This window comes from Paenibacillus endophyticus (assembly GCF_014192395.1).
Classification (GTDB): domain Bacteria; phylum Bacillota; class Bacilli; order Paenibacillales; family Paenibacillaceae; genus Pristimantibacillus; species Pristimantibacillus endophyticus.
Map to the genome: position 1 here is coordinate 206,157 of NZ_JACHXW010000007.1, position 25,770 is coordinate 231,926.

23 protein-coding genes are annotated in these 25,770 nt (G+C 46.5%); 8 read left to right on the top strand and 15 right to left on the bottom strand.

What is annotated here, in order from left to right; translation table 11 throughout:
* Positions 1-265: 265 nt before the first annotated feature.
* Complete coding sequence (locus FHS16_RS13995) at positions 266-706, top strand: DUF1641 domain-containing protein (protein WP_183563124.1); 441 nt, start codon at positions 266-268, stop codon at positions 704-706.
* Positions 707-742: 36 nt separating this feature from the next.
* Positions 743-1,924, top strand: coding sequence for an NAD(P)/FAD-dependent oxidoreductase (locus tag FHS16_RS14000; RefSeq protein WP_183563127.1), 1,182 nt, complete (start codon positions 743-745; stop codon positions 1,922-1,924).
* Between the two features lie 69 nt (positions 1,925-1,993).
* Here FHS16_RS14000 and FHS16_RS14005 read toward each other — a convergent pair whose 3' ends face one another.
* The 5 genes from FHS16_RS14005 to greA all read right to left on the bottom strand — a co-directional run bounded on the left by FHS16_RS14005 (position 1,994) and on the right by greA (position 5,966).
* Positions 1,994-2,401: a DUF3502 domain-containing protein gene (locus FHS16_RS14005; protein ID WP_183563130.1), complete on the bottom strand. Its 408-nt coding sequence runs from the start codon at positions 2,399-2,401 to the stop codon at positions 1,994-1,996.
* 616 nt (positions 2,402-3,017) lie between these two features.
* On the bottom strand, positions 3,018-3,374 hold the full coding sequence (locus FHS16_RS14010) for a hypothetical protein (protein ID WP_183563133.1): 357 nt from the start codon (positions 3,372-3,374) through the stop codon (positions 3,018-3,020).
* Between the two features lie 53 nt (positions 3,375-3,427).
* Positions 3,428-4,624 carry a ParM/StbA family protein gene (locus FHS16_RS14015; protein WP_183563137.1) on the bottom strand — a complete coding sequence of 399 codons (1,197 nt, stop codon included), beginning with the start codon at positions 4,622-4,624 and terminating at the stop codon, positions 3,428-3,430.
* Between the two features lie 271 nt (positions 4,625-4,895).
* Positions 4,896-5,453: a pyridoxamine 5'-phosphate oxidase family protein gene (locus tag FHS16_RS14020; protein WP_183563140.1), complete on the bottom strand. Its 558-nt coding sequence runs from the start codon at positions 5,451-5,453 to the stop codon at positions 4,896-4,898.
* Positions 5,454-5,486: 33 nt separating this feature from the next.
* Positions 5,487-5,966: a transcription elongation factor GreA gene (gene greA, locus FHS16_RS14025; RefSeq protein WP_183563539.1), complete on the bottom strand. Its 480-nt coding sequence runs from the start codon at positions 5,964-5,966 to the stop codon at positions 5,487-5,489.
* A gap of 214 nt (positions 5,967-6,180) precedes the next feature.
* On the opposite strand from greA, the gene FHS16_RS14030 reads away from it, so the two are divergent.
* Both FHS16_RS14030 and FHS16_RS14035 read left to right on the top strand, forming a co-directional pair.
* Entirely contained in the window at positions 6,181-6,717 is a 537-nt protein-coding gene (locus tag FHS16_RS14030) for a sigma-70 family RNA polymerase sigma factor (RefSeq protein WP_183563143.1), read from the top strand.
* Between the two features lie 11 nt (positions 6,718-6,728).
* Positions 6,729-7,730 carry a DUF4179 domain-containing protein gene (locus FHS16_RS14035; protein ID WP_183563146.1) on the top strand — a complete coding sequence of 334 codons (1,002 nt, stop codon included), beginning with the start codon at positions 6,729-6,731 and terminating at the stop codon, positions 7,728-7,730.
* Positions 7,731-7,821: 91 nt separating this feature from the next.
* Here the strand turns inward: FHS16_RS14035 and FHS16_RS14040 are convergent, their stop codons facing one another.
* The 3 genes from FHS16_RS14040 to FHS16_RS14050 form a co-directional block, all read right to left on the bottom strand.
* Positions 7,822-8,658: a YitT family protein gene (locus tag FHS16_RS14040; RefSeq protein ID WP_183563149.1), complete on the bottom strand. Its 837-nt coding sequence runs from the start codon at positions 8,656-8,658 to the stop codon at positions 7,822-7,824.
* Between the two features lie 140 nt (positions 8,659-8,798).
* Positions 8,799-9,875, bottom strand: coding sequence for a dual-specificity RNA methyltransferase RlmN (gene rlmN, locus FHS16_RS14045; RefSeq protein ID WP_183563152.1), 1,077 nt, complete (start codon positions 9,873-9,875; stop codon positions 8,799-8,801).
* A 412-nt stretch (positions 9,876-10,287) separates the two neighbouring features.
* Entirely contained in the window at positions 10,288-11,466 is a 1,179-nt protein-coding gene (locus tag FHS16_RS14050; RefSeq protein ID WP_183563155.1) for an MFS transporter, read from the bottom strand.
* Positions 11,467-11,781: 315 nt separating this feature from the next.
* Between FHS16_RS14050 and FHS16_RS14055 the strand changes: the two genes are divergently transcribed.
* Together FHS16_RS14055 and pepT are read left to right on the top strand one after the other, a co-directional pair.
* Positions 11,782-12,840 (top strand): phosphatidylglycerol lysyltransferase domain-containing protein, encoded by a 1,059-nt coding sequence (locus FHS16_RS14055; protein ID WP_183563158.1) that lies wholly within the window; start codon positions 11,782-11,784, stop codon positions 12,838-12,840.
* A gap of 148 nt (positions 12,841-12,988) precedes the next feature.
* Positions 12,989-14,221: a peptidase T gene (pepT, locus tag FHS16_RS14060; protein WP_183563162.1), complete on the top strand. Its 1,233-nt coding sequence runs from the start codon at positions 12,989-12,991 to the stop codon at positions 14,219-14,221.
* A gap of 169 nt (positions 14,222-14,390) precedes the next feature.
* Here the strand turns inward: pepT and FHS16_RS14065 are convergent, their stop codons facing one another.
* Positions 14,391-14,732 (bottom strand): zinc ribbon domain-containing protein YjdM, encoded by a 342-nt coding sequence (locus FHS16_RS14065; RefSeq protein WP_183563165.1) that lies wholly within the window; start codon positions 14,730-14,732, stop codon positions 14,391-14,393.
* Positions 14,733-15,103: 371 nt separating this feature from the next.
* Between FHS16_RS14065 and FHS16_RS14070 the strand changes: the two genes are divergently transcribed.
* Both FHS16_RS14070 and FHS16_RS14075 read left to right on the top strand, forming a co-directional pair.
* A complete protein-coding gene (locus FHS16_RS14070) occupies positions 15,104-15,565 on the top strand; it encodes a MarR family winged helix-turn-helix transcriptional regulator (protein ID WP_183563169.1) in 462 nt (153 codons plus the stop codon).
* A 61-nt stretch (positions 15,566-15,626) separates the two neighbouring features.
* The gene (locus FHS16_RS14075; protein ID WP_183563172.1) at positions 15,627-16,913 is read left to right on the top strand and encodes an MFS transporter; all 1,287 of its coding nucleotides are present in this window, start codon (positions 15,627-15,629) and stop codon (positions 16,911-16,913) included.
* Positions 16,914-17,008: 95 nt separating this feature from the next.
* On the opposite strand, the gene FHS16_RS14080 is transcribed toward FHS16_RS14075, so the two are convergent.
* The 6 genes from FHS16_RS14080 to FHS16_RS14105 form a co-directional block, all read right to left on the bottom strand.
* A complete protein-coding gene (locus FHS16_RS14080) occupies positions 17,009-17,920 on the bottom strand; it encodes an NAD(P)/FAD-dependent oxidoreductase (protein ID WP_183563175.1) in 912 nt (303 codons plus the stop codon).
* A gap of 67 nt (positions 17,921-17,987) precedes the next feature.
* Positions 17,988-18,473: an RrF2 family transcriptional regulator gene (locus FHS16_RS14085; protein WP_183563178.1), complete on the bottom strand. Its 486-nt coding sequence runs from the start codon at positions 18,471-18,473 to the stop codon at positions 17,988-17,990.
* A gap of 127 nt (positions 18,474-18,600) precedes the next feature.
* Positions 18,601-20,310: an S-layer homology domain-containing protein gene (locus FHS16_RS32445; protein ID WP_183563181.1), complete on the bottom strand. Its 1,710-nt coding sequence runs from the start codon at positions 20,308-20,310 to the stop codon at positions 18,601-18,603.
* A gap of 40 nt (positions 20,311-20,350) precedes the next feature.
* Positions 20,351-22,612, bottom strand: a complete 2,262-nt coding sequence (locus FHS16_RS14095) for a hemoblobin-interacting domain-containing protein (protein ID WP_183563184.1) — start codon at positions 22,610-22,612, stop codon at positions 20,351-20,353.
* Between the two features lie 135 nt (positions 22,613-22,747).
* Positions 22,748-23,884, bottom strand: coding sequence for a response regulator (locus FHS16_RS14100; protein WP_183563187.1), 1,137 nt, complete (start codon positions 23,882-23,884; stop codon positions 22,748-22,750).
* A gap of 12 nt (positions 23,885-23,896) precedes the next feature.
* Positions 23,897-25,681, bottom strand: coding sequence for a sensor histidine kinase (locus tag FHS16_RS14105; RefSeq protein ID WP_183563190.1), 1,785 nt, complete (start codon positions 25,679-25,681; stop codon positions 23,897-23,899).
* Between the last annotated feature and the right edge of the window lie 89 nt (positions 25,682-25,770).

A 25,770-nucleotide genomic window follows, 5' to 3' on the forward strand; every position in this document is an offset into this window, starting at 1 on the left:
TTTTTACAAAAAGTAATAAATTTCTTTTTAACTTTTGGCAAAAACGATGTAGAATAGAAACAAAGGGTTCAATCCGATTACGTCATACTCGCTAATGCTTCCTTGTCCGATAGCCGGGATAAGGCTGTTGCTGACGCACACACATTTTTTTGCGAAACTATGTGAAAAGTGTAACAAACTTCAAGGATGTTAAACTTCACTTAGCGACTGGCACAATTGAGACCACAACTTACTTTCAAATTTACGCAAAGGAGGACATTCTATTATGTCACAACCAACTGCTGGACAAGAGGTCGCAGCTAGCCTCGTGGAAGAAAAGCAAACTTTGGATGTACTTGATCAGTTATTGAAGCCGGAGGTTCAACAGTCATTGACTGTACTTGTAGACAACCTTCCCAAATTAGCTGAAATGGTTACGCTGATGACTAAAGCTTATGACTTCGCGCAAGGCATTGCAACAGACAAAGTGTTGATCAACGATTTCGCTCAAGGTATCGGTGAATTCGTCAAACCGGTTCAAGAAAAAGCAAAAGGTATCGCTACTGCAGCTATGGAAGCTGGCGAGCGCTCGCAAGAGGCTGCTGGATCATCCGTTGGCCTATTCGCTATGCTGAAAATGCTGAAGGATCCAGAAGTTCAAAAAACGCTTCGCTTTGCACAAGCATTCCTTAGCGTATTGTCGGAACGGAAAAACGAAAAAGCATAATACACTGATTACGTATAGAACGAACGGAGGATGAACATGTCGAAGCAAATTCTAATTCTTGGTGGCGGTTACGGCGGTCTTCTAACTGCTCTTACAGCTCGCAAGCACCTAAGCGCAGCAGAAGCAAGCATCACAATCGTAAACCGTTTCCCTACTCACCAAATCATCACTGAGCTGCACAGACTTGCCGGCGACACGATTGCTGAGCAAGCCGTTGCTCTGCCGCTAAGCAAGCTTCTTGGCGACAAACAAGTCAATGTCGTTGTTGACACCGTAAAAGAAATCAAACCGAACGAGAAGCAAGTGGTTCTCTCCAGCGGCCAAGTACAAAAGTACGATACGCTAGTCGTTGCCCTAGGCAGTGAAACGAACTACTTCGGAATTCCTGGACTCGAAGAGAACAGCCTTGTACTTAAATCCGTTTCCGATGCTAACAAAATTCGCAAGCATGTGGAAGACCGTCTTGACGCTTACAAAAAATCAGGCAACAAAGCTGACGCAACAATCGTTGTTGGCGGCGGCGGCTTGACAGGCGTTGAGCTTGTTGGCGAATTCGCAGACAGACTTCCTGAAGTATGCCGCAGCAAAGGCATTGACTTCAATGATATTTCGCTATATTGCGTAGAAGCCGGCCCTGCCGTTCTGCCAATCTTCCCTAAAGTATTGATCGATCGTGCAGTGACAAGCCTAGAGAAGCGCGGCGTGAACTTCATTACGAGCGTAGCGATTACCGAAGCAACCAAAAGCTCCGTTTCTTTGAAAGACGGACGCACAATCGAATCCAGCACAATCATCTGGACCGGCGGCGTTAAAGGCAACCCTGTTGTCGGCAGTAGCGGCCTTGCAGAGGATCGCGGCCGTTCGACGGTTACGCCTACTCTTCAATCCACTTCGCACGCTGACGTATTCCTAGCAGGCGACTGCGCGGTAGTATTCCCTGAGGGCGGCGACCGTCCTTACCCTCCTACAGCTCAGCTTGCTTGGCAAATGGGCGAAACGGTAGGCTACAACCTAGCGGTTCAAATCAAAGGCGGCGTAATGGATAAGTTCGTTCCGGTATTCTCCGGTACGCTCGGCAGCCTTGGCCGCAAAGACGGCGTGGGCACAATCGGCGGAAACGCAACGCAGCTGAAAGGCTTGCCTGCATCCCTGATGAAGGAAGCGAGCAACATTCGTTATCTTTCGCACATCCACGGCCTATTCGCACTCGCACACTAATACACATAAAGAAAGAAGGAGAGCATCGCGCTCTCCTTCTTTTTTTGTCCTTATTCGGCATTGCTTGGCCTATTTCTGCTGCTCGGCCTGCCATGCTTTGAACTGCTTCTCGTATTCGGCAACCACTTTGTCCAGCCTTGCTGCCTTCAAGCTTTCCAGCGCGGCCGGGAAGTACTTATCATAATCCACTACTCCCATTTTGATCGGGAAGATTGTGGACTTAAGCTCCGACAGCACGTTCGCGTATTCGACGGCAATCGGCTCCGTGTTAAGACGGAAGCCCAGCACTGGCGAGAACTCGACCGGGTTCGTCGGCTCTGTCGTCAGTTCCTTCAAATAATCCTCGGGCGTATTTACGTCAAACAGCGTGTATCGGTTATTGCCAATCATCCATGAGTCAAAATAATAGGACGCATTGTACCCACTGCCTGCGTTTCCGTTAGTTTCCTCATTGTTAGCGAAATTTCCGTATGCCATCAAATGATTGCTACCGCTATTTTGAATGATTCTGTTGGCAACGTTATGTTCGAAGCCACGACCCCTTGCATCTAATTTACCATGTTGATATCCGACTGCAGCTTGTACAATAAATTCTGGAGCGGATACAAGCTTGCGTTGTCATTAGAATATGGCGACTGTTGCCTTTCCTTCCATACACTGAGCCCGACGAGATTGCCTGTCCATGGCTTCGGATCGGAGTACCAATTAGTATAGACCACAACCTATTTTTTTACCTTATTCAAAAAAACCTACGGAATCTCGCCTGCCCAGTTCCGTGAACAACATAGCCAGTGAACGAAAAGAGGCCGAATGCTGGGAGTAGAACATCCTCTGCATTCGGCTCTTTTATTAAGCTGGAACAAGCGTTAAAATGGAGCCCGTCTTAGCTGATTCAATGAACAATATCCTGTACGAGGCATGCGGAAAAATGAGTTAAATCGGCTCGGCATTTCTAAGTATTATGTAGTAATACACAATATTATTTAACAATGCTAAGTCATGTTATTTTCACAAAAATCAAGAAATGCCTAGTAATACTTAGTATTACTAGGCATTTCTTTTAACTAATAACACCAGTAAAAACGTTATTCCGCTAGCTCCATGCTTCAATATCATCGTCATCGAACTCTTCTTCAACAGTAGGCTCCGGCGGTTTCGGAGGCGCGATTACCTCTTCTACCGCCGCTGCGAACTGTCCAAGCCCAGCAGCCAAATGCGCGCGAAGATCCATTTCTTGCGGCGCAGGCTCACCCGCTTGCAAGGTGCTTCGCTCCATCGGTACGAATGCTTGCAAATTGCGCACACCGTTGCTCGCGATTTCTTTCTCGACCAAATAACGCAGCGAATCCATGAGATTCGATTGCGTATTCAACCACTGCATAATCAGCGGGTCCTCCGTTTTTTTGGTTTTCAAGCTAATATTGTCACCGGGCAGTTTTGTTTTTTTCATATCAATCACCTACCAGAATCCGTTAGAATATGCCGATGTTTGCGTGATGCTCCTTATACGGGCTGAACCGCTTTGCTTTTGAGCGCTTCATAAATTTTTCCGCGTACGAAGGCATCAAGTCCCATTGCATTAAGCTGTACGGCATATTCAGCCGGAATATAAAGCAGCTGCATTTCCCGTTCCTCACACAGCTCCTTGAGCTGTGCGTACAGTACGGAGCGCATAAGTATGCTGCCTCCGCCGTAAACGCAGATCAAGTCAATTTCATTGCGCGCTTTGGTCAGCTGCTTCTTCACATGCTGAACGATTTGCCTAACTTGGCTCTCAAGCGGACGCTTCAATGTCTTAAGCGCACGCGCATGATATTTATGACCAGGGTTTTTAATGACATCGCTGAAAAATTGGCGTGGGCTGTCCGGCAAATGGATGAGGCGATTAAATTCCTGCAGCGCTTCTTCGATTGCGTAACCAGCGCCATGATGGCTGCCATGAACGAACTGGCGCAGAAACTTATTGCCCTCCGTAATCGGATATTCCGTCGAGCCATCGCCAATATCTACGTGGAGGATACGCTTGTCCTTGAAATAGCTGCCGTTGAATTTCTTCTCGATACCGTAGGATTCAAGGAAATCGCCGAATATTTCTCCTTCTCTCCAGCTGCCCGCAGCGTCCTTCTGCAACGTGAATATAACTGGTGTTGCTTCCGGAACGACCTTGGCAAACGGGAATACGATCTTCACAGCTACACGCTGCATACCCAGATGCACCGTTACGTGATGCGTGCCTGAAGTGAAACGCTTCTCGAACTTTGTCGAGGTTTCATCCGTGTGCTGGGTTACCGGCAGCGCCGTTGCCATATCAGCTTCCACGTCGATTTGCGCAGGGATCTTCTTTTCTTCCTCATAAGCCTTCTGCACGGCCATGGCTGCGATTTGGGCAAGCGTATTAATGACCGGAAGGTCCATATCGCTTTTCAAATCGATTCCGATCTGCAGGTTGTCTAGAATTTCTCCGCTTTCCAGCGCGAATTTGCCGACGTAATACATTCCCGGCCGAGCGGCTGGCGAATCGATCGTAACGACGAGCTGATCCTGCAAGTTTTTGATAAAGCTTTCCGGCGTTTGCTCCTCGCTCCACGGGAGCTCGTCCACCGTACAATTCACATTGGGCTGCTGGACCAATTTTCCGTCGATAATCAAATCATGCTCACTGTTTCCGTTATCGTTGCCTACAAAGAAATGATAATTCATAATTGCTTGCCTCCTTGAAAAGTTTTGGTGAAACCTATCTAGCTTCCAAAAGTTAATGGTTCGTGTATCGCATTCCTAAGTATTACTTTGCCACACTAAGTGTTAGTTTACATCATGCTTGAGTCCCATAGCTCATTAATCTTTTCTCATCTCATTTTGTCGATCCTTGTTTTTTACGCTCCATAGATGCATATTGCTGTCGTTTCCGCTAGTATTCGCTAATTAAAAAGGCTAATTCGACAATGTCGAATTAGCCGGCCGCGCTGTGCTATTACTTATAAAGAACACTTAAAGTGGTTGGCATACCATCGATGCTCTTCATGTTTTTCTCTTTCCGGTATTCGATCAACCCGTCATCACCCTGTTGAACCGCCCACCGCTGGAGCGTATCCCGCTCGCCTTCGTAAGACATAAACGGAATCGAATACCCGCAAGAGGTTTGCACCATATGCACCTCGATATCCATAATCTGTCTAGCGCCCGGCAGCGGCGTAAACAACGGATAAAGCGTATCCCATTCCGGTGAATCAGGAAGTACGACCTTTCCCGTACCGTAGAGTCTAAGGATATTGGGTGCTCCGTCAAATGCGCAGAACATCACCGTAATTCTTCCGTTCTCTTCAAGATGCGCGCTCGTTTCATTGCCGCTGCCTGTCAAATCCAAGTAGGCGACGCGGCTCGCAGACAGAATCCTCAAGGAATCATGTCCTTTAGGTGATATACTGACATGCCCTTCTTCCGACAACGGAGCCGATCCGACAAAAAAGATATGCTGCTGGCGAATAAACGCCTCATGCTGAGGTAACATGGCATCAAATAGCTTACCCATTTTCCCCTCATCCTTTGCTTTAGGAATGTATGATTACACTGATTTTATTTCAAGAAGCTCATATTGAATAACGCCCATTGGTGCGTTGACGCTGATGATGCTGCCTACGGTTTTCCCAAGCAGCTCCTTGCCCAGCGGGCTTTCGTAAGAAATTTTATTTTCCGCTACGTCCGCTTCCTCCGTGCCTACGATCTTATAAGTGATTTTCTCGGAAAATTCGATATCGTTAAGAATAACGGTCAACCCGATATTCACCTTGGACAGATCGAGGGAATCGGCTTCGATAACGCGAGCTTTTTTGAGCATCTTGGTTAATATTATGATTCTCGTTTCCATAAATGACTGATCGTTCTTCGCGGAATGGTATTCGCTGTTTTCCTTCAAATCGCCGTAGCTGATTGCCAGCTTAATCCGAGCGGCCAATTCCTTGCGCTTAACGTACTTCAAATCGTCCAACTCGGCTTGCAATTGCTCTAAGCCCTCTTGGGTTAATATTACTTCTTCGTTCGACATTTGAACAGCTCCCATTTGCTTTCTTCCTCTAATCTTACCCTATATTGCAAAAATAAGCGAAAAGCGATGACTTCCAGCTGATGGGATAGCGCTATAATGAGTGAAATGAAAAGAATACAGCATAAACAAATCCTTTTCTCCTGTGATAGATCTGCCGTTCCAGCTTCGTATTACCTAATAGGAACACTAATTAACGGCAAGGAGGGCTGAACACTTGAAGATTACTGAACACAATGTCGTCGAACAGCTGCTGAATAAAAACGAAAAAGCGATAGCCTTTATGATCAATCAATATGGCGGCTTGCTAGCCGCTATTATTAAACGCCATTTAAATGACCAGCAACAGGATTATGAGGAATGTCTCGATGATGTGTTGCTGTCGGTGTGGCAGCATGTCCATTCCTTTGATCCGGCAAAAAACTCTTTTAAGCAATGGGCCGCAGCGATAGCCAAATACAAAGCGATCGATTATCAAAGGAAGCAAATCACGATGCGAAGCCGGCAATTCTCAGTTCCCGACATAAAGGAGAACATGATTCATTCGGTCACGTTGCCCGAGAACATAATCGACGAAGCGCTTGAGCAGTTGACTCCGAGCGAAAGGCATATTTTCGAAAAATATTATTTGGAAGGCACGCCGTCAAGCGAGATCGCCCAAGCGTTTCAAGCAAAGGAATCGTGGGTGCATAACAAGCTCTCCAGAGGACGAAAGAAGCTGAAGCGTTTTTTGATCAAAAGCACTGAAATATAAGGGGTGAGAGAATGTCAATCTATACGGAACTCAATGATTCAACAATAGATGTAAGCGAGTATGAGGAAATGCCTCTAACCGATCACCAGAAGAAGAAATGGAGAAATCGCGTAGTTAAGAAGATAAGAAACCGCAAACAGCAATTTAGGAAATACACAGGAATTGCAGCCCTCTTTATCCTCGCAGCGGGCATCTCTTTGAGTATGGACAGGGTAACCTTTGCTGATATCCCCTTTGTCGGCGCTAAGATTGAAGGATTCCTAGCAAGGAATGCACATACAGATTATACGCCGTTCAAAACACAGGTCGGCCAGGCTGCCGAGAATGCTTTTGGCAAATGGACGTTAAACGAGGTGCTGGTGGACAACGGCCAATTAATAATCAGCTCCACGTTCGAGCCTGCTAAAGGGGTTAAGTTTCATTATAAAATGCATCCACAGCCCACCATTCTCATGAATGGGTATGCATTGACGCGCGGCAGCCTGCAGCAATCCATTAAAGTAAACGACGCGATGTTTACCATTTATAATAAAATGGAGCTGCAAGAGATTCCGGTAGGGGAAACGATTCAATTCCATATTACCTTCGATAATCTGGACAATAACATCATTTCGGAAGGCGTACCGGTTGATCAGCCTTGGGTGTTTGACATTCAGGTACCAACGGAACAGCTGGCCGCGACGAGACAAACGATACCGCTCAATCAAGAGCTTTCACTTGGGAATGGCCATTTCATAAGGCTAAAGCAAATGGAGCTGTCTCCTATTTCGACGATCCTTTATTATGACTGGTCCGAGCAAGCGAATCATATCGCCTTTAAGCTTGTAGCCGAGTCGGGTACGGAGATCCTTCCAAGCGAAGCGACCATCGCTTCTGATGGCTCCTATAACCGCTTTCCGCCTATTGATCTGAAGTCAGAGCACTATTATTTGGTTCCGTTCGAAAGCTCAGTTAACCCTCATGCCGACAATCCAGGCGAGATTCCAGAGCAGCGCATCCCGATTAATCCCTAAGTCAGTCAGCACTGTCTGCTAACGCAATAGACTGCATCTGCAAGAAAAGGCAGCCTATGACAATCTACAAGTCATGGGCTACCTTTATGATCTACTTCGAAATATCAATAAAGCCTTCCCCGAAAACGTCGCGTACGTCATGGATCGTAATAAACGCGTTTTTGTCGGCTGCCTTCACGATTTTTTTGAGTATGCTCAGCTCTTGCTTGCTGATGACGATATAAAGGATCTCCTGCGGCGTTTTCGTGTAATAACCGCGCCCGTACATCACCGTAACCCCTCGGTCCATCACCACATTGACTTGTTCGGCGATCTTGTCCTGCTCCTTCGAAATAATCGTAACGGCTTTCTTCGGATTTACGCCCTCAATGATGAAGTCCATCACCTTCGTCCCAATATAAAGCATGACTATCGTCAGCATAAGCGCCTCTGCCCCGATAATGAAATAAGACGAGAAGGCAACGATTAGATCGAAAAACAACAGCGCGTAGCTGATATTCCAGTCCAAATACTTATTGGCGATACGGGCGAGTATCGTCGTCCCGGCAGTCGTGCCGCCAACTCGAATGATGAGGCCAATTCCGATCCCGCCGAACAAACCGCCGAATACCGCATTAACGGTAATCTCATCCGAAGCAATGCTCCAATTCTCCGTCAGATGCAGGAAAAGCGAGTGGAACAACACCGCGGCGATCGTATAGATGACCGTTCTCCGGTCAAGAAAACGGTATCCGACAACCAACAGAAAGGAGTTGAATAGTAAACTGATTAAGCTTGGCGACCATTCGAACAAATAATATAAAATAATCGTTATTCCCGTAACTCCACCCTCTCCGAGCTCATTCGGAATAACGAATAAATTGATGGCTAAGGCAAATATAAACGCTCCCGCCATAATGATAAGCAAATCCATTGCTTTTTTCTTCATGTTTTTACACCCTTCTTAGCCAATATCATGCTGCTTAGCAAATTCATCTTAACAGATAAAGGATGGAAGCAGAAGACTGTCACGTTAACGCAAAAAAGAACATTCCCAGAATGGAAATGCCCTATGCAAACGGCAATTATTTAGCCAAGCTGAAGCTCCTTGGTTTTCTTGATTTGCTTGCTTCTAAGCTGTCCGCAGGCTGCATCGATATCGGTACCGTGCTCCAGACGAACGCTGACGCTAACCCCTTGTTTCTTCAAGGTGTCATAGAAGGCGCGTATGGTCTCTCTATCCGTCCGCTGATACTGGCTATGCTCATCGACCGGGTTATAGGGAATGAGATTCACATTCGCCAAGCTTCGGCGATTGCCAATCAGCTCCGCAAGCTCGAGCGCATGCTCCTTCTGATCATTCACATCCTTGAGCAATATATACTCCAGCGTAATTCTGCGATTCGTCTTCTCCAAATAATAATCGATGGACTCCATCAGTTTCTCGATCGGAATCGCTTTGTTAATCTTCATTATCCGAGTCCGCAGCTCATTGTTTGGCGCATGAAGGGATACGGCAAGATTAACCTGCAGATCGGAATCAGCGAACTCCACAATTTTGCCTGCAAGACCGCTTGTAGATACAGTAATGTGCCTGGCTGCGATGGCAAGCCCCTTCTGACTCTTGATGACGCCGATAAAGTCAGTCATGTTTGTGAAATTGTCGAATGGCTCGCCGATACCCATAACGACAACATGGCTCACATGCTCATTCTGCTGCATCCGATCCAGGTGCAGCTGCGCCTGGACGATTTGCTCAACAATCTCAGCGCTGGACAGGTCGCGGCTCTTGGCGAGCAGGCCGCTTGCGCAAAAGCTGCAGCCAATGTTACAGCCTACCTGAGTCGTTACGCATACAGACAAACCGAATTTATGGCGCATTAATACCGTCTCGATCAGGTTCCCGTCATGCAGCTTAAATAGAAACTTGTTCGTTCCGTCCGCCGATTCCTGCCGCGTATGCTCCGTAAGGGTCAGAAGAACAAAGTGCTCAGAGAGCAGCTTGATGCATTCCTCCTTGACGTCAATCATATCACTGAAAGCCGTAACCCGTTTCCTGTACAGCCATTCCCATACTTGCGCTGCCCGGAACTTCGTATAGCCATGCTCCTTAAAAAAGTCCGTCAGCTGCTCAAAAGTTAATCCATATATGGATGGTTTGTTCATGTATAATCCTCTTTTCAAAACTGCAAGATCCAGTCTATTCCCGCCTATATAACCAAAGCGCGTATTCTGCTTATTATTGTCCCAAAATTGGCTCGCGAAAACAAGGGGGCTATCCGTCTATTAACGAATATATTCGCGCCGCTCAAAGGCGCCTGCGGATAACTCACGGAGAGCTGAATGCTTAAAGGTTGTACGTGTTATTGCAAGCGTAAGCGGCTGAAGCCGTCCTCTTGCGGCTAAGCTTACGTTTCGCGTAGAAATATAGAGAAAGTATGGTGAAATGATATACTTTCCTATATTTTTAAAAAAACCTTCAGTTCCATTTTTACGGTGGAATTGAAGGCTTTCACGCATTCTATGAGGTTTGCCTATTCCGGATTTACCTGAGGATAGACAGCTTGCCTCCACTTTTCTACTCTATAACCTTTTTGGACGCAAATAAAAAATAAATAAAAAACAGGCTGCAAATAACCGCAAGGAACCAAAATCCGCCAAAAATATCGAGCTTTGAAGAAAAATAACCGAACCCTAAGCCAGTTAGCGTAAGCAGCACGTTCTCCCCAAAGGATTGAAACGAGCCCATTGTCGCTCGCATCGATGAGTCGATTTGGTGATGCAGATAACCAGCTGCAAGCGGCTCAATGACACCAGCAACTGTACAAATGATTACGATTGCGATCAAGCTGCTGTAATTCTGAATCATCGATATATAAATGAATCCCACAGCAAGAACGGCAGTTATGCCCAAGAGCAAAGCTCGATAGCTGATCCAATGCTTTAGTTTATAGGCGAGCATATTGCCGGGCAGCCTGAGCAGGAATATGGCGGCAGAAAAGACTCCGAAATACAGAACCGGAATATGTAATCGGTCCAGATAGATCTGCCAGAACTCATCGATGAAATTAATAGCCGCTCCCATAACCATTCCCGATAGCATAACCAAGCTGAGTCCCTTGTTCCTTCTGAAAAACCGGATGGAAACGAGGATATACTGCTTGAAAGGCAGGGAGCCATCATCTGCTCCTCCGCCGATCCGAGCGGGTTCGGCCAACAACAGTGTGACCGCTAGCGATACGACCATGGCAAATAGGGAAATCCAATAATTCAGTTCCAATCCGAAGTGGCTGGCTAAGAAACTGCCGCTCAGTGCGGCAAGGATGACCGATACCAGGCCCCATGCGTTTAATCGGCCTACTACTTTCTCGAACTGCGACTCTTTTGCTTCTGCAGCCAAGGAATCATACAGCAGGGCATCCTCTGCCCCGCTGCTTGCGGAATGGCCGATTGCAGCTAGAAACACAACCCATGCAAAGTGCCAGAACGCCGTCGCGAACACGAGCAGAAAAAATTCAAGACAACCAAGCAGCGCAGCGCATACAAGCAGCTTCTTCCTACCCCATTTGTCTGCCAGGATCCCAGAAGGCACCTCGAATAGCACAATTGTGAATGCATAAATAATTTCAGTGTACACAACCATTTGTATGGTCATGCCCCGCTCTTCCCAAAACAGCCTTTCAATCACATAAGCGGGAATTAAATGGTTGCAAAAACGAATGACGAAAAGCTTCCAAATATTCGGTATATGGCCCATGATGACGGCTCCTCTCCTTTTTGAGTGCAAATAGCGCAATCAAATAAAGCGGAGGGGCTCGTGGTCGATAGGCAGCATTAGATTAACAGGGAGGTCTTGCAAATCTCATAGCGATATCCCCTTAAAATTGTTTTGTACTCTTTATAGGCTAGTAATGGATCCTATTATACCTTCTAGCCCCGCCCGAAAGCGAAATTTCTTTATCGATGCAAATACGGATATACTCTTCCCTCTTTAAACAATGGAAGTTCACGCCGATAAACATAATATGCGACATAATTCGACATATTCATTGCTTACTTGGAGGATTTTCAAATGATCGATAACCTTTCTGAAAAACGCCTGAAGGACTTACTAAAAACCTGCGGTCACCAATCGCATTCACATTTATATTACCATTGCGACAAAGAATGGCTTTGGGATTCCCAGTATGAGGCACTTCTCGTTTACCGATCTATCGGAAACCGTAGAATTGTACTCGGAGACCCGATTGGCAAGCCAGCCGCCGTCGAGCGGCTTATTATGCAGTTTATCGAGGAATGCTCTCAGAACAAGCGTGTCCCTGTCTTTTATCAAACCAACGCGACATATCTCTCTTTGTATAAACGGCTAGGGATGCTCAGCTCCAAAATTGGAGAAGAGGCTCAGGTGGATTTGGCCGGTTTCAGCCTAAAGGGAAAGCAATGGCTCAAGCTGCGCAACCGCATGAATAAGTCACAGCGCAGCGGCTTTGCCTTTGAGGTGATGCAGCCCCCTTATTCGGCCTCGCTGCTGAACCGGCTTGAAGCGATCTCGGATGAATGGCTCGCCAACCGGAAGGAAAAAGGGTTCTCCGTCGGCTCGTTCTCGCGAGCCTATGTCAACCAGTTTCCGATAGCCGTGCTGATTGGTCCGAGCGGACAGTATGAAGCCTTTGTTTCTATTGCCGGCGGACATTCCCAAAGCCCAAGAAAAAAGGAAGATTCGCTCCTCGGACGTATAACCATCGACCTGATGCGATATACGAAAGCATGCCCGCATGGGACGATGGATGTGCTGTTCGCATCCTTATTTCTATGGGCGCAGGAGCAAGGTTATCCGATGTGCAGCCTCGGCATGGCTCCGCTCGCTAATTCGAATCTATTCCCGGCAGCTGGACTGCTGTATCGATACGGGAACAAAATGTACAACTTCAAGGGGCTTTATGAGTATAAAAACAAGTTTGCTCCCATGTGGAAGGATGTTTATTTTGTCTATCCCCCAGGCACCTTGCCCCTAAACTTGGCGCTGCTTTCGCTAATTATTCATAGACCTAAAGCCCAAAAGCATATGCAACAGCATATCGCCATATCTCAGGTGTCCGAGAAAGTATCCACAATCAAAAAACGTGCTTAAAAAAGCGCGGTTGACAAGGTAGATCAGACTCCAATAAGGCCTATATATCAAGCATTAATCGAGCGCGAGACGGCATCATTTGGGATGCCGTCTCTTTTGTATTATACTTTTCTACATAATCAAATGTATGGGAGTTGTGGAATAGACCATGAAAACGGAAATCATAAACCGCTTTATTGCTTATGCACAAACCGAAACACAGTCCGATGAGAACAGTGAGACATGCCCCTCAACGCCTGGCCAGCTCGTGCTAGCCCGCAAGCTTGTAGAAGAGCTGGCAAGCATAGGCATGGAGGACATCACGCTGGATGAGAACGGTTATGTAATGGCCACGCTGCCTGCCAACACGGACAAGCAGATTCCCACCATCGGTTTCCTTGCTCATGTTGATACGGCCACCGATTTTACAGGAACGAACGTAAAGCCGCAACTTGTAGAGTCATATGACGGGAATGATATTATGCTTAATCAAGAACTGAGCATCGTGCTCTCTCCAAAGGACTTTCCTGAGCTCTCCGGCTACAAGGGCCACACCTTGATTACGACCGACGGAACGACGCTGCTAGGCGCTGACGATAAGGCCGGCATTGCCGAGATTATGACAGCTATGGCTTACCTCCTTGAGCATCCTGAGATCAAACACGGCAGAATCCGGGTCGCTTTTACACCGGATGAGGAAATCGGCAGAGGTCCGCATCGCTTTGACGTGGCAGCCTTTGACGCTGTTTATGCCTATACGATGGATGGGGGTCCATTAGGTGAACTGCAATACGAGAGCTTCAATGCGGCAGGCGCCCATATTACGATTAAAGGTAAAAACGTCCACCCCGGCACAGCCAAAGACAAGATGATTAACTCCGCGAAGATCGCCATGGAGCTGCAAGGCAAGCTCCCAGCTGAAGAAGCTCCCGAACACACGGCGGGTTATGAAGGTTTTTTCCATCTTGCCTCCATCGAGGGCGACGTTGAGGAAACGCAGCTCCGCTATTTAATACGCGACCATGATCGCAAGCGATTTGACGAGCGCAAAATACAAATGACCCAGATCGTGGAGGGACTGCAAGCACGCTATGGCTCGGATCGTATTGTACTGGAGATTAAAGACCAATACTTCAATATGCGAGAGAGAATCGAACCGGTCATTGAGATTGTGGAGATCGCAAAACAGGCGATGGAAAATCTCGGCATCAAACCTATAATTGAACCCATTCGCGGCGGCACAGACGGCTCCCAGCTTTCCTATATGGGACTGCCTACACCCAACATCTTCACAGGCGGGGAAAACTATCATGGCAGGTATGAATACGTGTCGGCAGACAACATGGTGAAGGCCGTGCATACCATCATTGAAATTATTAAGCTTTATGAGCAAAAGGCATAACGTCGTTCACTGCTTGTCGGAGCCGCACTTTTGCTGGGATTAGCCTGCTATATTTCCGAGCGCAGAGTGTTATCCATAAAAAGAGGTTATCCCCGTAACGACCGGGATAACCTCTTTTCATATACATATGCAGATAATCTGATGGTGATAAACAGCCGAGCCTTCATCGTTACGCCTTTTTAACAAATTCCGATTTCAACTTCATTGCTCCAAAACCGTCGATTTTACAATCGATATCATGGTCTCCGTCAACCAAGCGTATATTCCTTACCTTGGTGCCAATCTTCAGTACGGATGAGCTTCCCTTCACTTTCAAATCCTTAATGACCGTCACCGTATCGCCGTCAGTCAAAACATTGCCATTCGCGTCTTTTACGATTTTTTGGTCATCGCTGGCTGCAGAATCGGACGAAAGCGTCCACTCATGGCCGCATTCTGGACAAATGAGCATATTTCCGTCCTCGTAGGTGTATTCTGATTGGCATTTCGGACATTTCGGCAATTCCGTCATCGTTTAAGTTCCCCATTCATTCTCTATTGTGAAGCGTGATGCAGTGCCGCAATCGGGCACTTGAATTTCTTTTACAAGTATAGGGGATTTCCAAAAGGGATGCCACTAAGGCACTATGCTGGCTAAAGCAAAATGCGATTTTCCATTATATTTTTTCATGCCGATCCGCGTATTGGAAGGACCCATCCGGACTAGTGAGTCTTGAAGTACAGTTAATTCCTCAATGGAGGTGGAGGTTTGAACTTGCATCAGATAATTAAATTCGCCGCTCGTAAAAACAATTGACAGCCCTCCTAAAATGATTTATCTTTGTTGTACATACAAAATAAAGGTTGCAAGTTAAGCATATATCCTTAAGGAGGGTCTCTCCTATGACAAAAGAACAGAATGAATCCGCCTTGCGGGATCCTAGCCCTGACGAATCGTTTCTGCACACCTGTTTATACTTCACTGCCAACCGATTAAGCCGCGCGATCACACGAATGGCAGATGATGCTTTTGCTACGACTGAACTTACGCCAGCCTACGGTTATTTGATTCGACTTGTTATCGGCAAACCCGGTATTACGCAGAAGGAGCTTTCCGAGAAACTCCATATTACGCCGTCTACCCTCACGCGCTTCATTGATAAGCTCGAGGGAAAGCAGCTTGTCGAGCGTAAGGTGCAAGGAAAGACTGTCCTCGTGTATCCAACGCCTAAAGGAGCCGGGATGGAGCAATCGCTGCGCCAAGCCTCCAAACAGCTCAAAGCCAATTATGAAGCCTTGCTGGGCAAAGAGTTGGCTGAACAATTGACACGTGACGTGGAAACAAGCAGTGCTTTACTGGAATAAGTAAAGTGCTTGATTGCCATTACATTTGTATGTACAAACAATATATAAAGGGTGGATAGGCATGAATAATACCAAATTGACAAGCGAACCTAAAGCCAAGTCCCGCTTCTACTATGGCTGGATTATCGTATTGCTGACCTTTGCTACATTGCTCGTATCCGCGGGGATTCGCTCGCTGCCAAGCATTCTGCTCGTTCCCTTTCAGGATGAATTCGGGTGGAGCAGAGGTGGAATTTCCAGCGTCATTTCTATTGGTATCTTTCTATACGGACTTGTAGGCCCTTTCTCTGCTGCCCTGCTGCTGCGCTTCGGAATCCGCAAGGTCGTTATTAGCGCGCTTGTCGTGCTGGCTGCCAGCCTTGCAGCTACTCCGTTCATCAGCTCCTTGTGGCAGTTCGAGCTGCTATGGGGGGTTGTATCCGGGCTTGCGACGGGTATGATGGCTAATGTGCTCGGCGTAACTGTCAGCAATATGTGGTTCGTCAAGCGAAAAGGCTTGATCATCGGCTTGTTAACGGCAAGCGCCGCGACCGGCCAGCTGCTATTTCTCCCGCTGTTCGCCAAGGTCACCGCCGATTGGGGCTGGAGATACGCCGTTTATGCCGCTGTCGCCGGCGTTCTGATTGTACTGGTGGCTGTAACGATCTGGATGCGCAATCACCCCTATGATGTAGGAGCAGCACCTTACGGCTCGGATGAAATCGTCAAGCCTGCTGCTTTCAAAGGCAATCTATTCCTAACCCCCTTGCAAAATTTGCGGTTCGCCATGAAGAATGCCACCTTTTGGCTGCTTGCTGGCACCTTCTTTTTCTGCGGGTTCTCAACAAACGGCTTAATCGGCACGCATCTGATTGCGGCGTGCGGCGACCATGGCATGCTGGAAGTTACAGCAGCTGGCCTGCTAGCCATGATGGGACTATTCGATTTGTTCGGCACTACGATTTCTGGCTGGCTGTCCGACCGGTTCGACAGCCGCTGGCTGCTCTTCTGGTATTACGGCTTACGTGGACTATCCCTGTTGTTCCTGCCCTATGCGCTTGACGCAACACCTGCCATGCTTGTCGTTTTCTCCGTATTCTACGGTCTCGACTGGATTGCCACCGTGCCGCCAACCGCCAAGCTTGCTGGTGAAACATTCGGCAAAGAGAAATCTGGCATGATCTTCGGTTGGATCGTGGTTGCCCACCAAATCGGCGCATCAACTGCCGCTTATGGAGCTGGCGTCATGCGTGATTGGTTCGGCAGCTACTCGCAAGCTTTTGTTATCGCCGGCTTCGTCTGTTTCTTCGCAGCGTTAATGGCCGTGAGAATAAGGAAAAGCCAAGCAGAGAAGCTGCAGGCTGCATAAATATCTTTGAAAAATGAATACTCCCTACTAAAAAACTCGGGATCTGATCATCCCGAGTTTCTTATCTTATTTGTATGAACGGAAACCGGGCATTGCTAGCTGTTCCACGCCTCTGTAAGCAGTTCGCCATTTATAACGGCTCCTGCGAGCGATCCCATGGCGGCAGCCGCAATGGCCTGGTACATTTGCGTTGCCGCGTCTCCGGCGCTAAATACACCAGCTATATTCGTCTTGCCAAAGGTATCTACGACCACGGTTCCTTCCTCTGTTACCTCGCAGCCAAGCGATTGTGGCAAATCTGACCCAGCTGCCAGCTTGGGCGCAAAGAAAATGCCTGTGCACGGAATAACGGTTCCGTCCTGCAATACTACCTGCTCCACCATACCCTCCTGGGATGCGATACGTTCGATTGGGGAGGTATAGGTCGGGACGTTGTGTCGATCGAGTTCCTCTCTCTCTTCATTCGTCCATTCGTCCGGCCCATCCGTACATATCGTAAATTGACTGGTCCAGCCTGATATCATCTTAGCGAGGTGCATTGCTCTGGCGCCCTTAACGATTAGAACCAACGGTTGGTCCCTAAGTTCCCATCCATCGCAATAGGGGCATACAAAGGCGCTTTTGCCATACACTTCGGTCAATCCGTTCACGTTCACGGGCAGATCCCTCATGCCGACAGCAAAAAGCAGCTTCCGGGTCCGGTATATCGCCCCCTTCGCGGTGGTCACTACGAAGTCACCATCGGTTCCTGCTACTTTTACAGCCGAGTCCTCTGCGAACTGAACGCCAGGATAAACACTAATTTGTTCCTTCGCAATACGACGGAACTCACTCGGACTGATGCCGTCACGGGTTAAGAAGCCATGCGTCTCGCGGGTTACTCGGTTACGAGGCCGACCCTCGTCGATGACAACTACGTTTTTTCTTGCTCTACCCAATACCAACGCTGCATTTAAGCCCGCCGGACCACCGCCAACAATAACGACATCACTATACTTCTCCACCATAATCACTCTCCTAGATCTTTAATGTCCATAATTAAAACGCAAGAAGCTCGCGGCTTCTCGTTTATACTTATTTGTTATGACAGGCTGCGGAATCCAGTATCCACTGAATCGTATGCTTGCGTAGGTAATCATACATTTGCCGTTCGGCTCCATCCATGACTTTCTTCACAAGGCAATCCTTGCCAAACGCAAACACAGGCTCTGAGCTATCCGCATCTTCTGGCTCCACCTTCTCTGCCTCAAAGAACATCGGATGATGCTGCTCGTCGATGCTAAAGCAATCGTACAGGTGCTGACGCCCTTCCACAACTTGAATGACCTCAAGGAACGTAATCTGACTGGCATCCCTTGCAAGCTCGTAACCTCCGCTTACGCCCGTCACGGCGCGAACGATGCCATCTTGGCGAAGCTTGGACATGATCTTGGACAGATAGCTCTCCGAAACGCTGAGCGTTCTGGCTAATTCCTTAATGCCTACGTTTTGCCCCCGCTCACCATGCGCCAGATGGATTAATGCATGCAAGGCATAACCCGTACTTTTTGAGAACTGCATGATAAGCTCCCTTCTACCTGGGTTTTATCTTAATTACCGACTTCCAATGTCCATTATAGACAAATTGAGTCCATTATACAACATAAAATAACCGCCAAGCTAAAATGGCCTTGGCGGTTAGCACAAACTAATTAATAAAGTGCGTATATTGCATCAAACGCTTGAGCATAACAACGGCTTGCGCACGTGTAGCATTTGCGGAAGGAACAAACGTCTCCTCCGTCATGCCCGTAATGATGTCGGCCTTAACCGCTTGTGCAACTGCGGATTTCGCCCAGCTGCTGATGGATGCCTGATCCGTGAATACATCTAATGAACCATCCGGCTCACCCGCAGCATTCAAACTTACACCCGATGCTGTAATCGCTCTTGCGATCATAACAGCCATTTGCTCACGAGTAATGGTGTCATTAGGCTTAAAGCTATTGTCACTGAAACCATCCACAAGCTTCGCTTTCACAGCCGAGCCAATCGCGCCTGCAAACCAGTCGCTTGATTTAACGTCGGTGAAATTCGCTGCGGCTGCATCTAACGATAGCCCTAAGGAGCGAACGAGCAACGCCGCGAACTCTGCTCTTGTAATCTGATTATTAGGAGCAAAGCTGCTGTCCGTTACGCCATTAACGACCAGCTTTGAGGCAAGCAGCTCGATATCTGTTTTGGCCCAATGCGTACTTACATCATTAAAAGATTTTGTTGAGGAAAGAACAGCGTATACACTGTTGCCGTTGCGTTTAAAGGTTACTTTCGTAGAGCCATCGGCTTGCTTTTCAAACAGAGCTGGAACGAATGAGAACTTTCCTGTTTGCGGATCATAAAGTACAACAGTCGTGCGCGTACCATCTACTGCATTTGTTAACACCATGCTTCGCTCCACATAGATGGAACCGAATTGATTAAGCTCAATCGTCTTTCCGTTTCCTGTTGCAGTCACCGTAAACGTAATAGCTTTGCTAAGCTGGGTTGTGGAGATATTGAGCGCGCTTTTCTTGATTTGGGCATCCAGATCTGCAGCTGCTGCCGCGATGGTTACTTGTATGCTTACATCTTTACTATCGGCTCCCAGGCTTTGCGCGATTGCAGCAAAATCAATAATGCTTAGCGGTAATGAATACTCTCCATCATTCGTTTGCAGCGAGATAATGGTGTTCGGAGCGCCTGCTGCGGCTGCAGCTAATACGGCTGATGATAGATTAAACTGGACCGTCTCACCGGAAGGATTATTGTATGCGATAAAAACAATTGGCGCATCTCCGCGGTTATCTTGTTTTGCCGCTTTAGCAAGAGCGTCCGCCAATGCCGCTTCATTTTGCTTTACAACTGTTACGGCATTTCCAGCGGCATCCTTAGAAGGCGCAACTTCATTCTTGCTTGTATCTACCGTTACGGGATCTGCATTCGATTTGGGCGGGGTTACGGGTTTGCCGATCGCTCCAGGCGTCTCTATCGTTCCGATAGGCGTACCGCCACCTGGGTTGTTTCCACCGCCCGTACTTGAGGGATTAACTTTGAAATCCATTGTTGCTACTTGTTCAGCTTGTCCTGCGACAACCCTATAGGTACCCGATGCTTCTCTGCTTGCCAAAGTAAAGGAGCTGGTAAACTTCCCCTCGCTTACCGGAGCAATCGTGTAGTACACGACGCTGTTTCCCGGACGCAATACTTTAATGATTACCTCATCCAGAGTGGATGTTCCGTTAATAACAACATTACCGCCTTGTTCTACAGGCTCTATTGCGTTTATTGCAACCGCTGCAGTGCTTGCGAAAGCCGTGACGGGTACAAGCATGAAACAAAGCATCATGACCAGCATCATATTAAGCTGTCGTAATTTCACTTTTATATTCCTCACCTTCATATAATTCCTTAATTTACTACTATTCCGGACTATTATTGTTATGGTTTTCACTTAAAAGCAGAGCTTGATCGAATTCGCTTTGCGTCTTTACGGTAGCTAGATTCAATCCTACATCGGCCGGGTCATTGCTGTATTTGCTAACAATATACGCTTTGACGGTGTAGTTAGCATTTGTCGCTGCATCGCTAACATTGAAGTTCGCCGAATAGGTGCCTGTTCCTACTTTCAGATCAGCAGCAACGATGCTTACTGGCGTTGTTCCATCAAACAACTGGAAAACAACCGATTGATTGCCTCTTTGATTCGTATTGTTATTACTCTCGCGTGTGAGTGGATTTGAATGGTTGCTTTGATTAGCATGATCGCGTGCGAGCACATTAATCTTCGCAGTAATTCCATTTACGGGAGTAACAACTGGTGCAGTCATGTAAAATAGTTCGGTGGATTTCATGGCATAACCCTCAATATATTTACTGCTGTATCCGTTCGCGTTGATAGTGATGGAGTATTGGTGCCCTTCTAGAAAAACGCCTTTCTGAATTGTAAGCTTCCCTTTCGACAGGGAGTATTCAGAGCTCGTAAGTTCTCTAGTAACTTCGTTGTAATCATCATACACTTCGATGCTGGTTACTTGATCTCGCCAGCTTGCATTATCTTCGAATAAAAATTCAGTTGCTGTGTTGCTCAGGAAAGAACCCCTAAAATCAGGTGTGTTATTTGCAATCATATGATTAATTTCAATGTTTGTTTGGTATTTATATTCGTCGCCTACAATGTTTGCCTCTATCTTTACCTGAATGGTCCCCGCTGTTATAGGGTTCTCAAGAATAATTTTCATTTCATTGTTTTGAAGCAAAACAATGTCATTCGGACCAAGATCAGCAAAAGTAGCACCTTGATCCAACGAAACTTGAATCGATTCTTTTAAATGCGAACCCATTTCATCACTTGTTAGATCTACTAAGTTACCGTAGCTATTCAGCCCTAAGCTTATCATCCGGCCATCATAAGATAAATAGCCATGATTCAAGTCCATTAATTCACTCGTTTCAAACCATTCAGTCCTCACCGTAAAATAATTAGCCTTATTTCCACTCATATCGGTAATTCCATTCATACCATAGAAATGAAAATATCTATAATTTCCTGGTGGCTGTGTCACGAAATGAAGGTTAATGGTGCTACCCGATACGGTTACTTCAACATCATCAGCAAGGCCCGAGTAAGACTGTCCAGTTTCACTGTTATACATTTCTGTGTTCTGTTTAAATGTTGCAATAGCCTCCGAATCCATTTGGATATCCTCATCAAAATGCAAGTTCAAGTCTTTAAGACCATTTGAGAAATAATAGTTCACAAATTGAGGAGGTGTTGTATCTCCCGGATTAGGATCCTCTACGCCCGCGTTTGCCTTAATATAAGCTGTCACTCTTGTATCCGTCTGCACATTGCCATCAGCATCTCGAACAGCATAACCGTTAATGAAAACTTGGTTGGATTCTCCTTTAATCGCTTCCGCCAAATGAATATGCAGCTTACCTGAAACAACCGTAGCCGTATCCTGCTCCGTTAACTGGATTGGATTTCTTTGGGGATCCCTTGAAATACTAATATATTGTTTAAGATAGCTTTCATTTTCGGCATCATTGGCAACCACTTCACTAAGACCTTTAAGATAAATTCCATTTTCAGCATTATCGAAAACTTCTTCATTGAAAGTAATCACGATATCATGATTATCAGCACTAACTTCTGCGCTCTGTATGACTGGCGGGCTTACTTGAAGATTCATCTCTTCGTTCAGGTTTCCAGACTCGTCCTTTAGCGTACCCGCTGCAATCTTAATTACCGTATTAGACCCAACTATAATTTTCATATTTTGATAGTAATGCAAATAGATCTGATTCCCATTATATATATAGGCTTCACTCTCTTGCATTTGGAAAGGTGTGAAATTCACGCCATCGTTCGATATGCTGATATTATTCTTCAGAAATGCTGCAACTTCTTCATAACTTGAATTTTCTGGTGCATTAATATCAAAATATTCATTAAAATTTAAATATACTTGACTTCCTGACGAGGATCCCGCCCCAACAAAAGCAGGAGGTGTCGTATCCGACGCTTCAAGCGGCACAAAGCTAACCTCTCCTCCAACTGGTGCTGCATAACCTGCTACAGGTGCTGCGCTTAGAACCGCCGCCGCTGTCAGCGTAACCGCCATCCATTGCGAAACCTTTCTTTTCAATTGCGTCTTGCCTTTTTTGTTTCTTTTAATCATTTGAATTTTTCACTCCCACTTCAATAATTTAACCTACTAAAGTCTAGTGTATATGAGACCAATGACGGGGAAATGACAAACCTCGACAAGAAAAAAGAATTCCGCTATCGCGAAACTCTTTTTTCTGACAAATTATTATGATTTTAGTCCCAATAACAACTGACTGTATAAGTCCGAGGCCTCAGAAGAAGGCTTTATGCCGATTTCTCTATGTAGGACTTCCACAAACTGAGCATAATTTTTCACAATTGCTTCTTTATTTTCTTGCAGCGCCCACGCCTTCATGAGCAGCATGAAGGATTCTTCATCAATTTCGTTTTGCGTCATTAGTTTTAACAATAATCGAATCGACGTGTTGATTTCTCCGACTTGCATCAGCGCAATGGATAACCGCTGCGTAAAAGCGTTGTACATTAACGTTAACCGCTCCACCTCATTCCATGCCCATGGAAAGGCACGCTCTCCGAACAAATGACCGGTGTATTGCTGCTCCAGCTCAATAGCCTGCTGAATATTGGATTCATTAATGGTTGCCAGTAGCCTGCAGCCTTCTTCAAAGCTTAAAAAATCAACATGAACCTGACTAAGGCTGAAAGCATAATGGTTGCTCTCCGAGTGCAGGTTTTCCTTCAAGCCGTAAGCCTCCAAAACTTTTCGAAGCTGATAAACTGTCGTATTCAAATACGTTTCAGCATTTTTTTGGGCCATGCCGCCGAACAAATCTTCAATGATTTTGGACCGGGACACCAGCCTGCCTTTATGTAATAGCAAATAACCCATAAGCTCCGCGCTTTTGCTCGATTTCCATTTGACCCTGACGCCATTAACGCTCTGAATATCAATACCGCCTAAACAGAGCAGAGTGGCCGCCTCTTCATCCGGTTTCCGAATCGACTGTAATAAACGCTCCGAACGTTTCTCTGCGAGCGCTTTTTGGACCGTTTTTTGAAGCCTCTCCTGCACAACGGGCTTTACGATATAGTCAAATGCGTCCACATCGAAGGCAAACACAGCATATTCCTTATGTGATGTAATGAATACGATCTTCGTTTGTCGTCCGCTCTCCCGTATTCGCTCCGCGAACTCCACTCCGTTCTCCCTCGGCATACTGATATCCAAAAATACCAGGTCTACCTCATAATGATTGAGGTAGGAGAAAGCAGATTCCGTTTCTTGGAATACACCGACGATCTCCACCTCCGCAATTTTGCCGAGCATCCGTTTCATAATTAAGTGCATCGCCTTCTCGTCATCAATGAGCAAGACTTTCATGGTACTCCCCCTTTATGCTAGGTAGCGGCTTGATGATTCAGATGGAGGAATAGGAATCGTGAAATAAAAGGTGCTTCCCTGCGACGGCTTGCTTTCAAACCAGATTTCCCCGCCATTTAACTGAACGAATTCCTTGCATAAGGTGAGCCCGAGCCCTACGCCGCGTTCTCCAGCCGTTCCTGCCAATGAGCTCGGGTAGGCTTCTTGCAGAAGCTTATCCGCTTGGTCATTGGGTATGCCTAAGCCTGTGTCATTGACAGATACCGTTACTTTATTGCTGCTGATTTCCGCTTTTATCCGAATGCTCCCATCGAAGTCTGTGAACTTAATCGCATTGGATAGCAAATTACGAATAATAAGATCGAGCATTTCCTTGTCCGCATAGACAAATACGCCTTTCGGTATGTCTGTATAGATGTGAATCCGCTTCGCCTCGCTCCTAACGCTAAGCAAGCGCATATTGCTCTGAATCGCATGCAGCAGGTCTCGCTCCACAGGACGGAATACCATGCCTCCTCTTTGGCTCCGAAACCAATCAAGCAGGCTTTCCACGAGGTCAAAGGTGTTCTTGATTTGCTGACCCATTTCATTCAGCAGCTCATCGTGGCTTTCTCCTTGATCCTGCATTTCCTCTTCTATTAACTCCATGAGGTTAATGAGAACGGCTAGCGGATCACGTATATCATGGGCGACAACGTTAAACATCTTATCTTTGAACGTATTCAGCTCGCTAAGCTGTCTTGCATTCTCAAGCAGCTTCTGCTCCGACCGCACGGATTCCGTCACATCGATTAGCAGAATCATTTTGCCAACAGGCTTCCTGCGGCTATTGTTGACATATGACATATGAATATTAAAGAACAGCTCATCCAAGTGTCCGGAAATCTGCGTGTGGCTTGCATGAAAAGGCAGATGGACTACCCTCTCAAGCAATAAAGGATATTCCGAGAAAATGGCTGCGGCCGGCTGTCCAATCTTTTTTTTGCTCAAGCTTTGGATTGTTTCAGCTGCGGATTGGTTAAAGCTCATTAGGCTGTTATCCATATCGAGGACGATAACGGCATCCTGCATGGATTCGAACATTTTCTGATGCGCGAGCGGCGCCAGCCTGAGCATATTGAATTGATAGATTCCCCACATATAGAAAATACCCGAGAATACAAAGCCAAATGGGGAAATGTCAATGGGCATGTACACTATATCGCTTACATAAATCAGAGCAAATCCAAAAGGCCCCCAAGAGCCAATAATCATCAAGGCGACTTGTTTTTTTATGCGCGGCGTTTCTTTCAGGAACATTCGGACCAGCATGACCGTGCCAATAACAAAGAAAACGTAAGAATAATAAACATGCGTATAGTATAGAGGTCCCTTCTCCAACACGAGCACAGGGAATCCTTCTGAATAATCGAGTGTCATACTTTTATAGAATAGATGATGTAATTCATTCGTGTGGTGGGCAATAAACGTAATCATTGGGACGGACATAAGCGCGGCCACGACCCGTTTGTTAACGAGCGCTTGGCGCCCCGTGTACTGGAGAACCATGATGAACCAAAAGAGCGTGCCGAAGGGTATGCCCATGTATTCCAGCCTAAGCCAGAATCGAATGTGATCGAGCGAGGTACTGACAATCTCAAAAGCATATCCGAACGTGTAAAAGACGCCCGTAAGCATTCCCAAGCCGTAGCTCACGGAAATGGGAAGATCTCTTCTTTTCCAGCAAAGGTAGCAAATGATTATAGCGCAGCAGGCCGCTGCCATCAGAAAGACCGATAAATATATATTGTAGCTCATAAAGGGCTATCCCCCACGCTGGATATGGTCTTCTATTAAAACGGTATATTGTTCATTTAAGTATATCACTTTTAAATGACGTAAAAATG

Bases quoted from the DNA above. Each gene is read 5' to 3' on its own strand.
- FHS16_RS14000 (WP_183563127.1), top strand. From the start codon at position 743: ATGTCGAAGCAAATTCTAATTCTTGGTGGCGGTTACGGCGGTCTTCTA.
- FHS16_RS14040 (WP_183563149.1), bottom strand. From the start codon at position 8,658: ATGAAGAAAAAAGCAATGGATTTGCTTATCATTATGGCGGGAGCGTTT.
- FHS16_RS14095 (WP_183563184.1), bottom strand. From the start codon at position 22,612: ATGATTAAAAGAAACAAAAAAGGCAAGACGCAATTGAAAAGAAAGGTT.
- FHS16_RS14050 (WP_183563155.1), bottom strand. From the start codon at position 11,466: ATGGGCCATATACCGAATATTTGGAAGCTTTTCGTCATTCGTTTTTGC.
- FHS16_RS14055 (WP_183563158.1), top strand. From the start codon at position 11,782: ATGATCGATAACCTTTCTGAAAAACGCCTGAAGGACTTACTAAAAACC.
- pepT (WP_183563162.1), top strand. From the start codon at position 12,989: ATGAAAACGGAAATCATAAACCGCTTTATTGCTTATGCACAAACCGAA.
- FHS16_RS14085 (WP_183563178.1), bottom strand. From the start codon at position 18,473: ATGCAGTTCTCAAAAAGTACGGGTTATGCCTTGCATGCATTAATCCAT.
- FHS16_RS14075 (WP_183563172.1), top strand. From the start codon at position 15,627: ATGAATAATACCAAATTGACAAGCGAACCTAAAGCCAAGTCCCGCTTC.
- FHS16_RS13995 (WP_183563124.1), top strand. From the start codon at position 266: ATGTCACAACCAACTGCTGGACAAGAGGTCGCAGCTAGCCTCGTGGAA.
- rlmN (WP_183563152.1), bottom strand. From the start codon at position 9,875: ATGAACAAACCATCCATATATGGATTAACTTTTGAGCAGCTGACGGAC.
- FHS16_RS14100 (WP_183563187.1), bottom strand. From the start codon at position 23,884: ATGAAAGTCTTGCTCATTGATGACGAGAAGGCGATGCACTTAATTATG.
- FHS16_RS14065 (WP_183563165.1), bottom strand. From the start codon at position 14,732: ATGACGGAATTGCCGAAATGTCCGAAATGCCAATCAGAATACACCTAC.
- FHS16_RS14020 (WP_183563140.1), bottom strand. From the start codon at position 5,453: ATGGGTAAGCTATTTGATGCCATGTTACCTCAGCATGAGGCGTTTATT.
- FHS16_RS14015 (WP_183563137.1), bottom strand. From the start codon at position 4,624: ATGAATTATCATTTCTTTGTAGGCAACGATAACGGAAACAGTGAGCAT.
- greA (WP_183563539.1), bottom strand. From the start codon at position 5,966: ATGTCGAACGAAGAAGTAATATTAACCCAAGAGGGCTTAGAGCAATTG.
- FHS16_RS14035 (WP_183563146.1), top strand. From the start codon at position 6,729: ATGTCAATCTATACGGAACTCAATGATTCAACAATAGATGTAAGCGAG.
- FHS16_RS14080 (WP_183563175.1), bottom strand. From the start codon at position 17,920: ATGGTGGAGAAGTATAGTGATGTCGTTATTGTTGGCGGTGGTCCGGCG.
- FHS16_RS14070 (WP_183563169.1), top strand. From the start codon at position 15,104: ATGACAAAAGAACAGAATGAATCCGCCTTGCGGGATCCTAGCCCTGAC.
- FHS16_RS14010 (WP_183563133.1), bottom strand. From the start codon at position 3,374: ATGAAAAAAACAAAACTGCCCGGTGACAATATTAGCTTGAAAACCAAA.
- FHS16_RS14005 (WP_183563130.1), bottom strand. From the start codon at position 2,401: ATGGCATACGGAAATTTCGCTAACAATGAGGAAACTAACGGAAACGCA.
- FHS16_RS14105 (WP_183563190.1), bottom strand. From the start codon at position 25,681: ATGAGCTACAATATATATTTATCGGTCTTTCTGATGGCAGCGGCCTGC.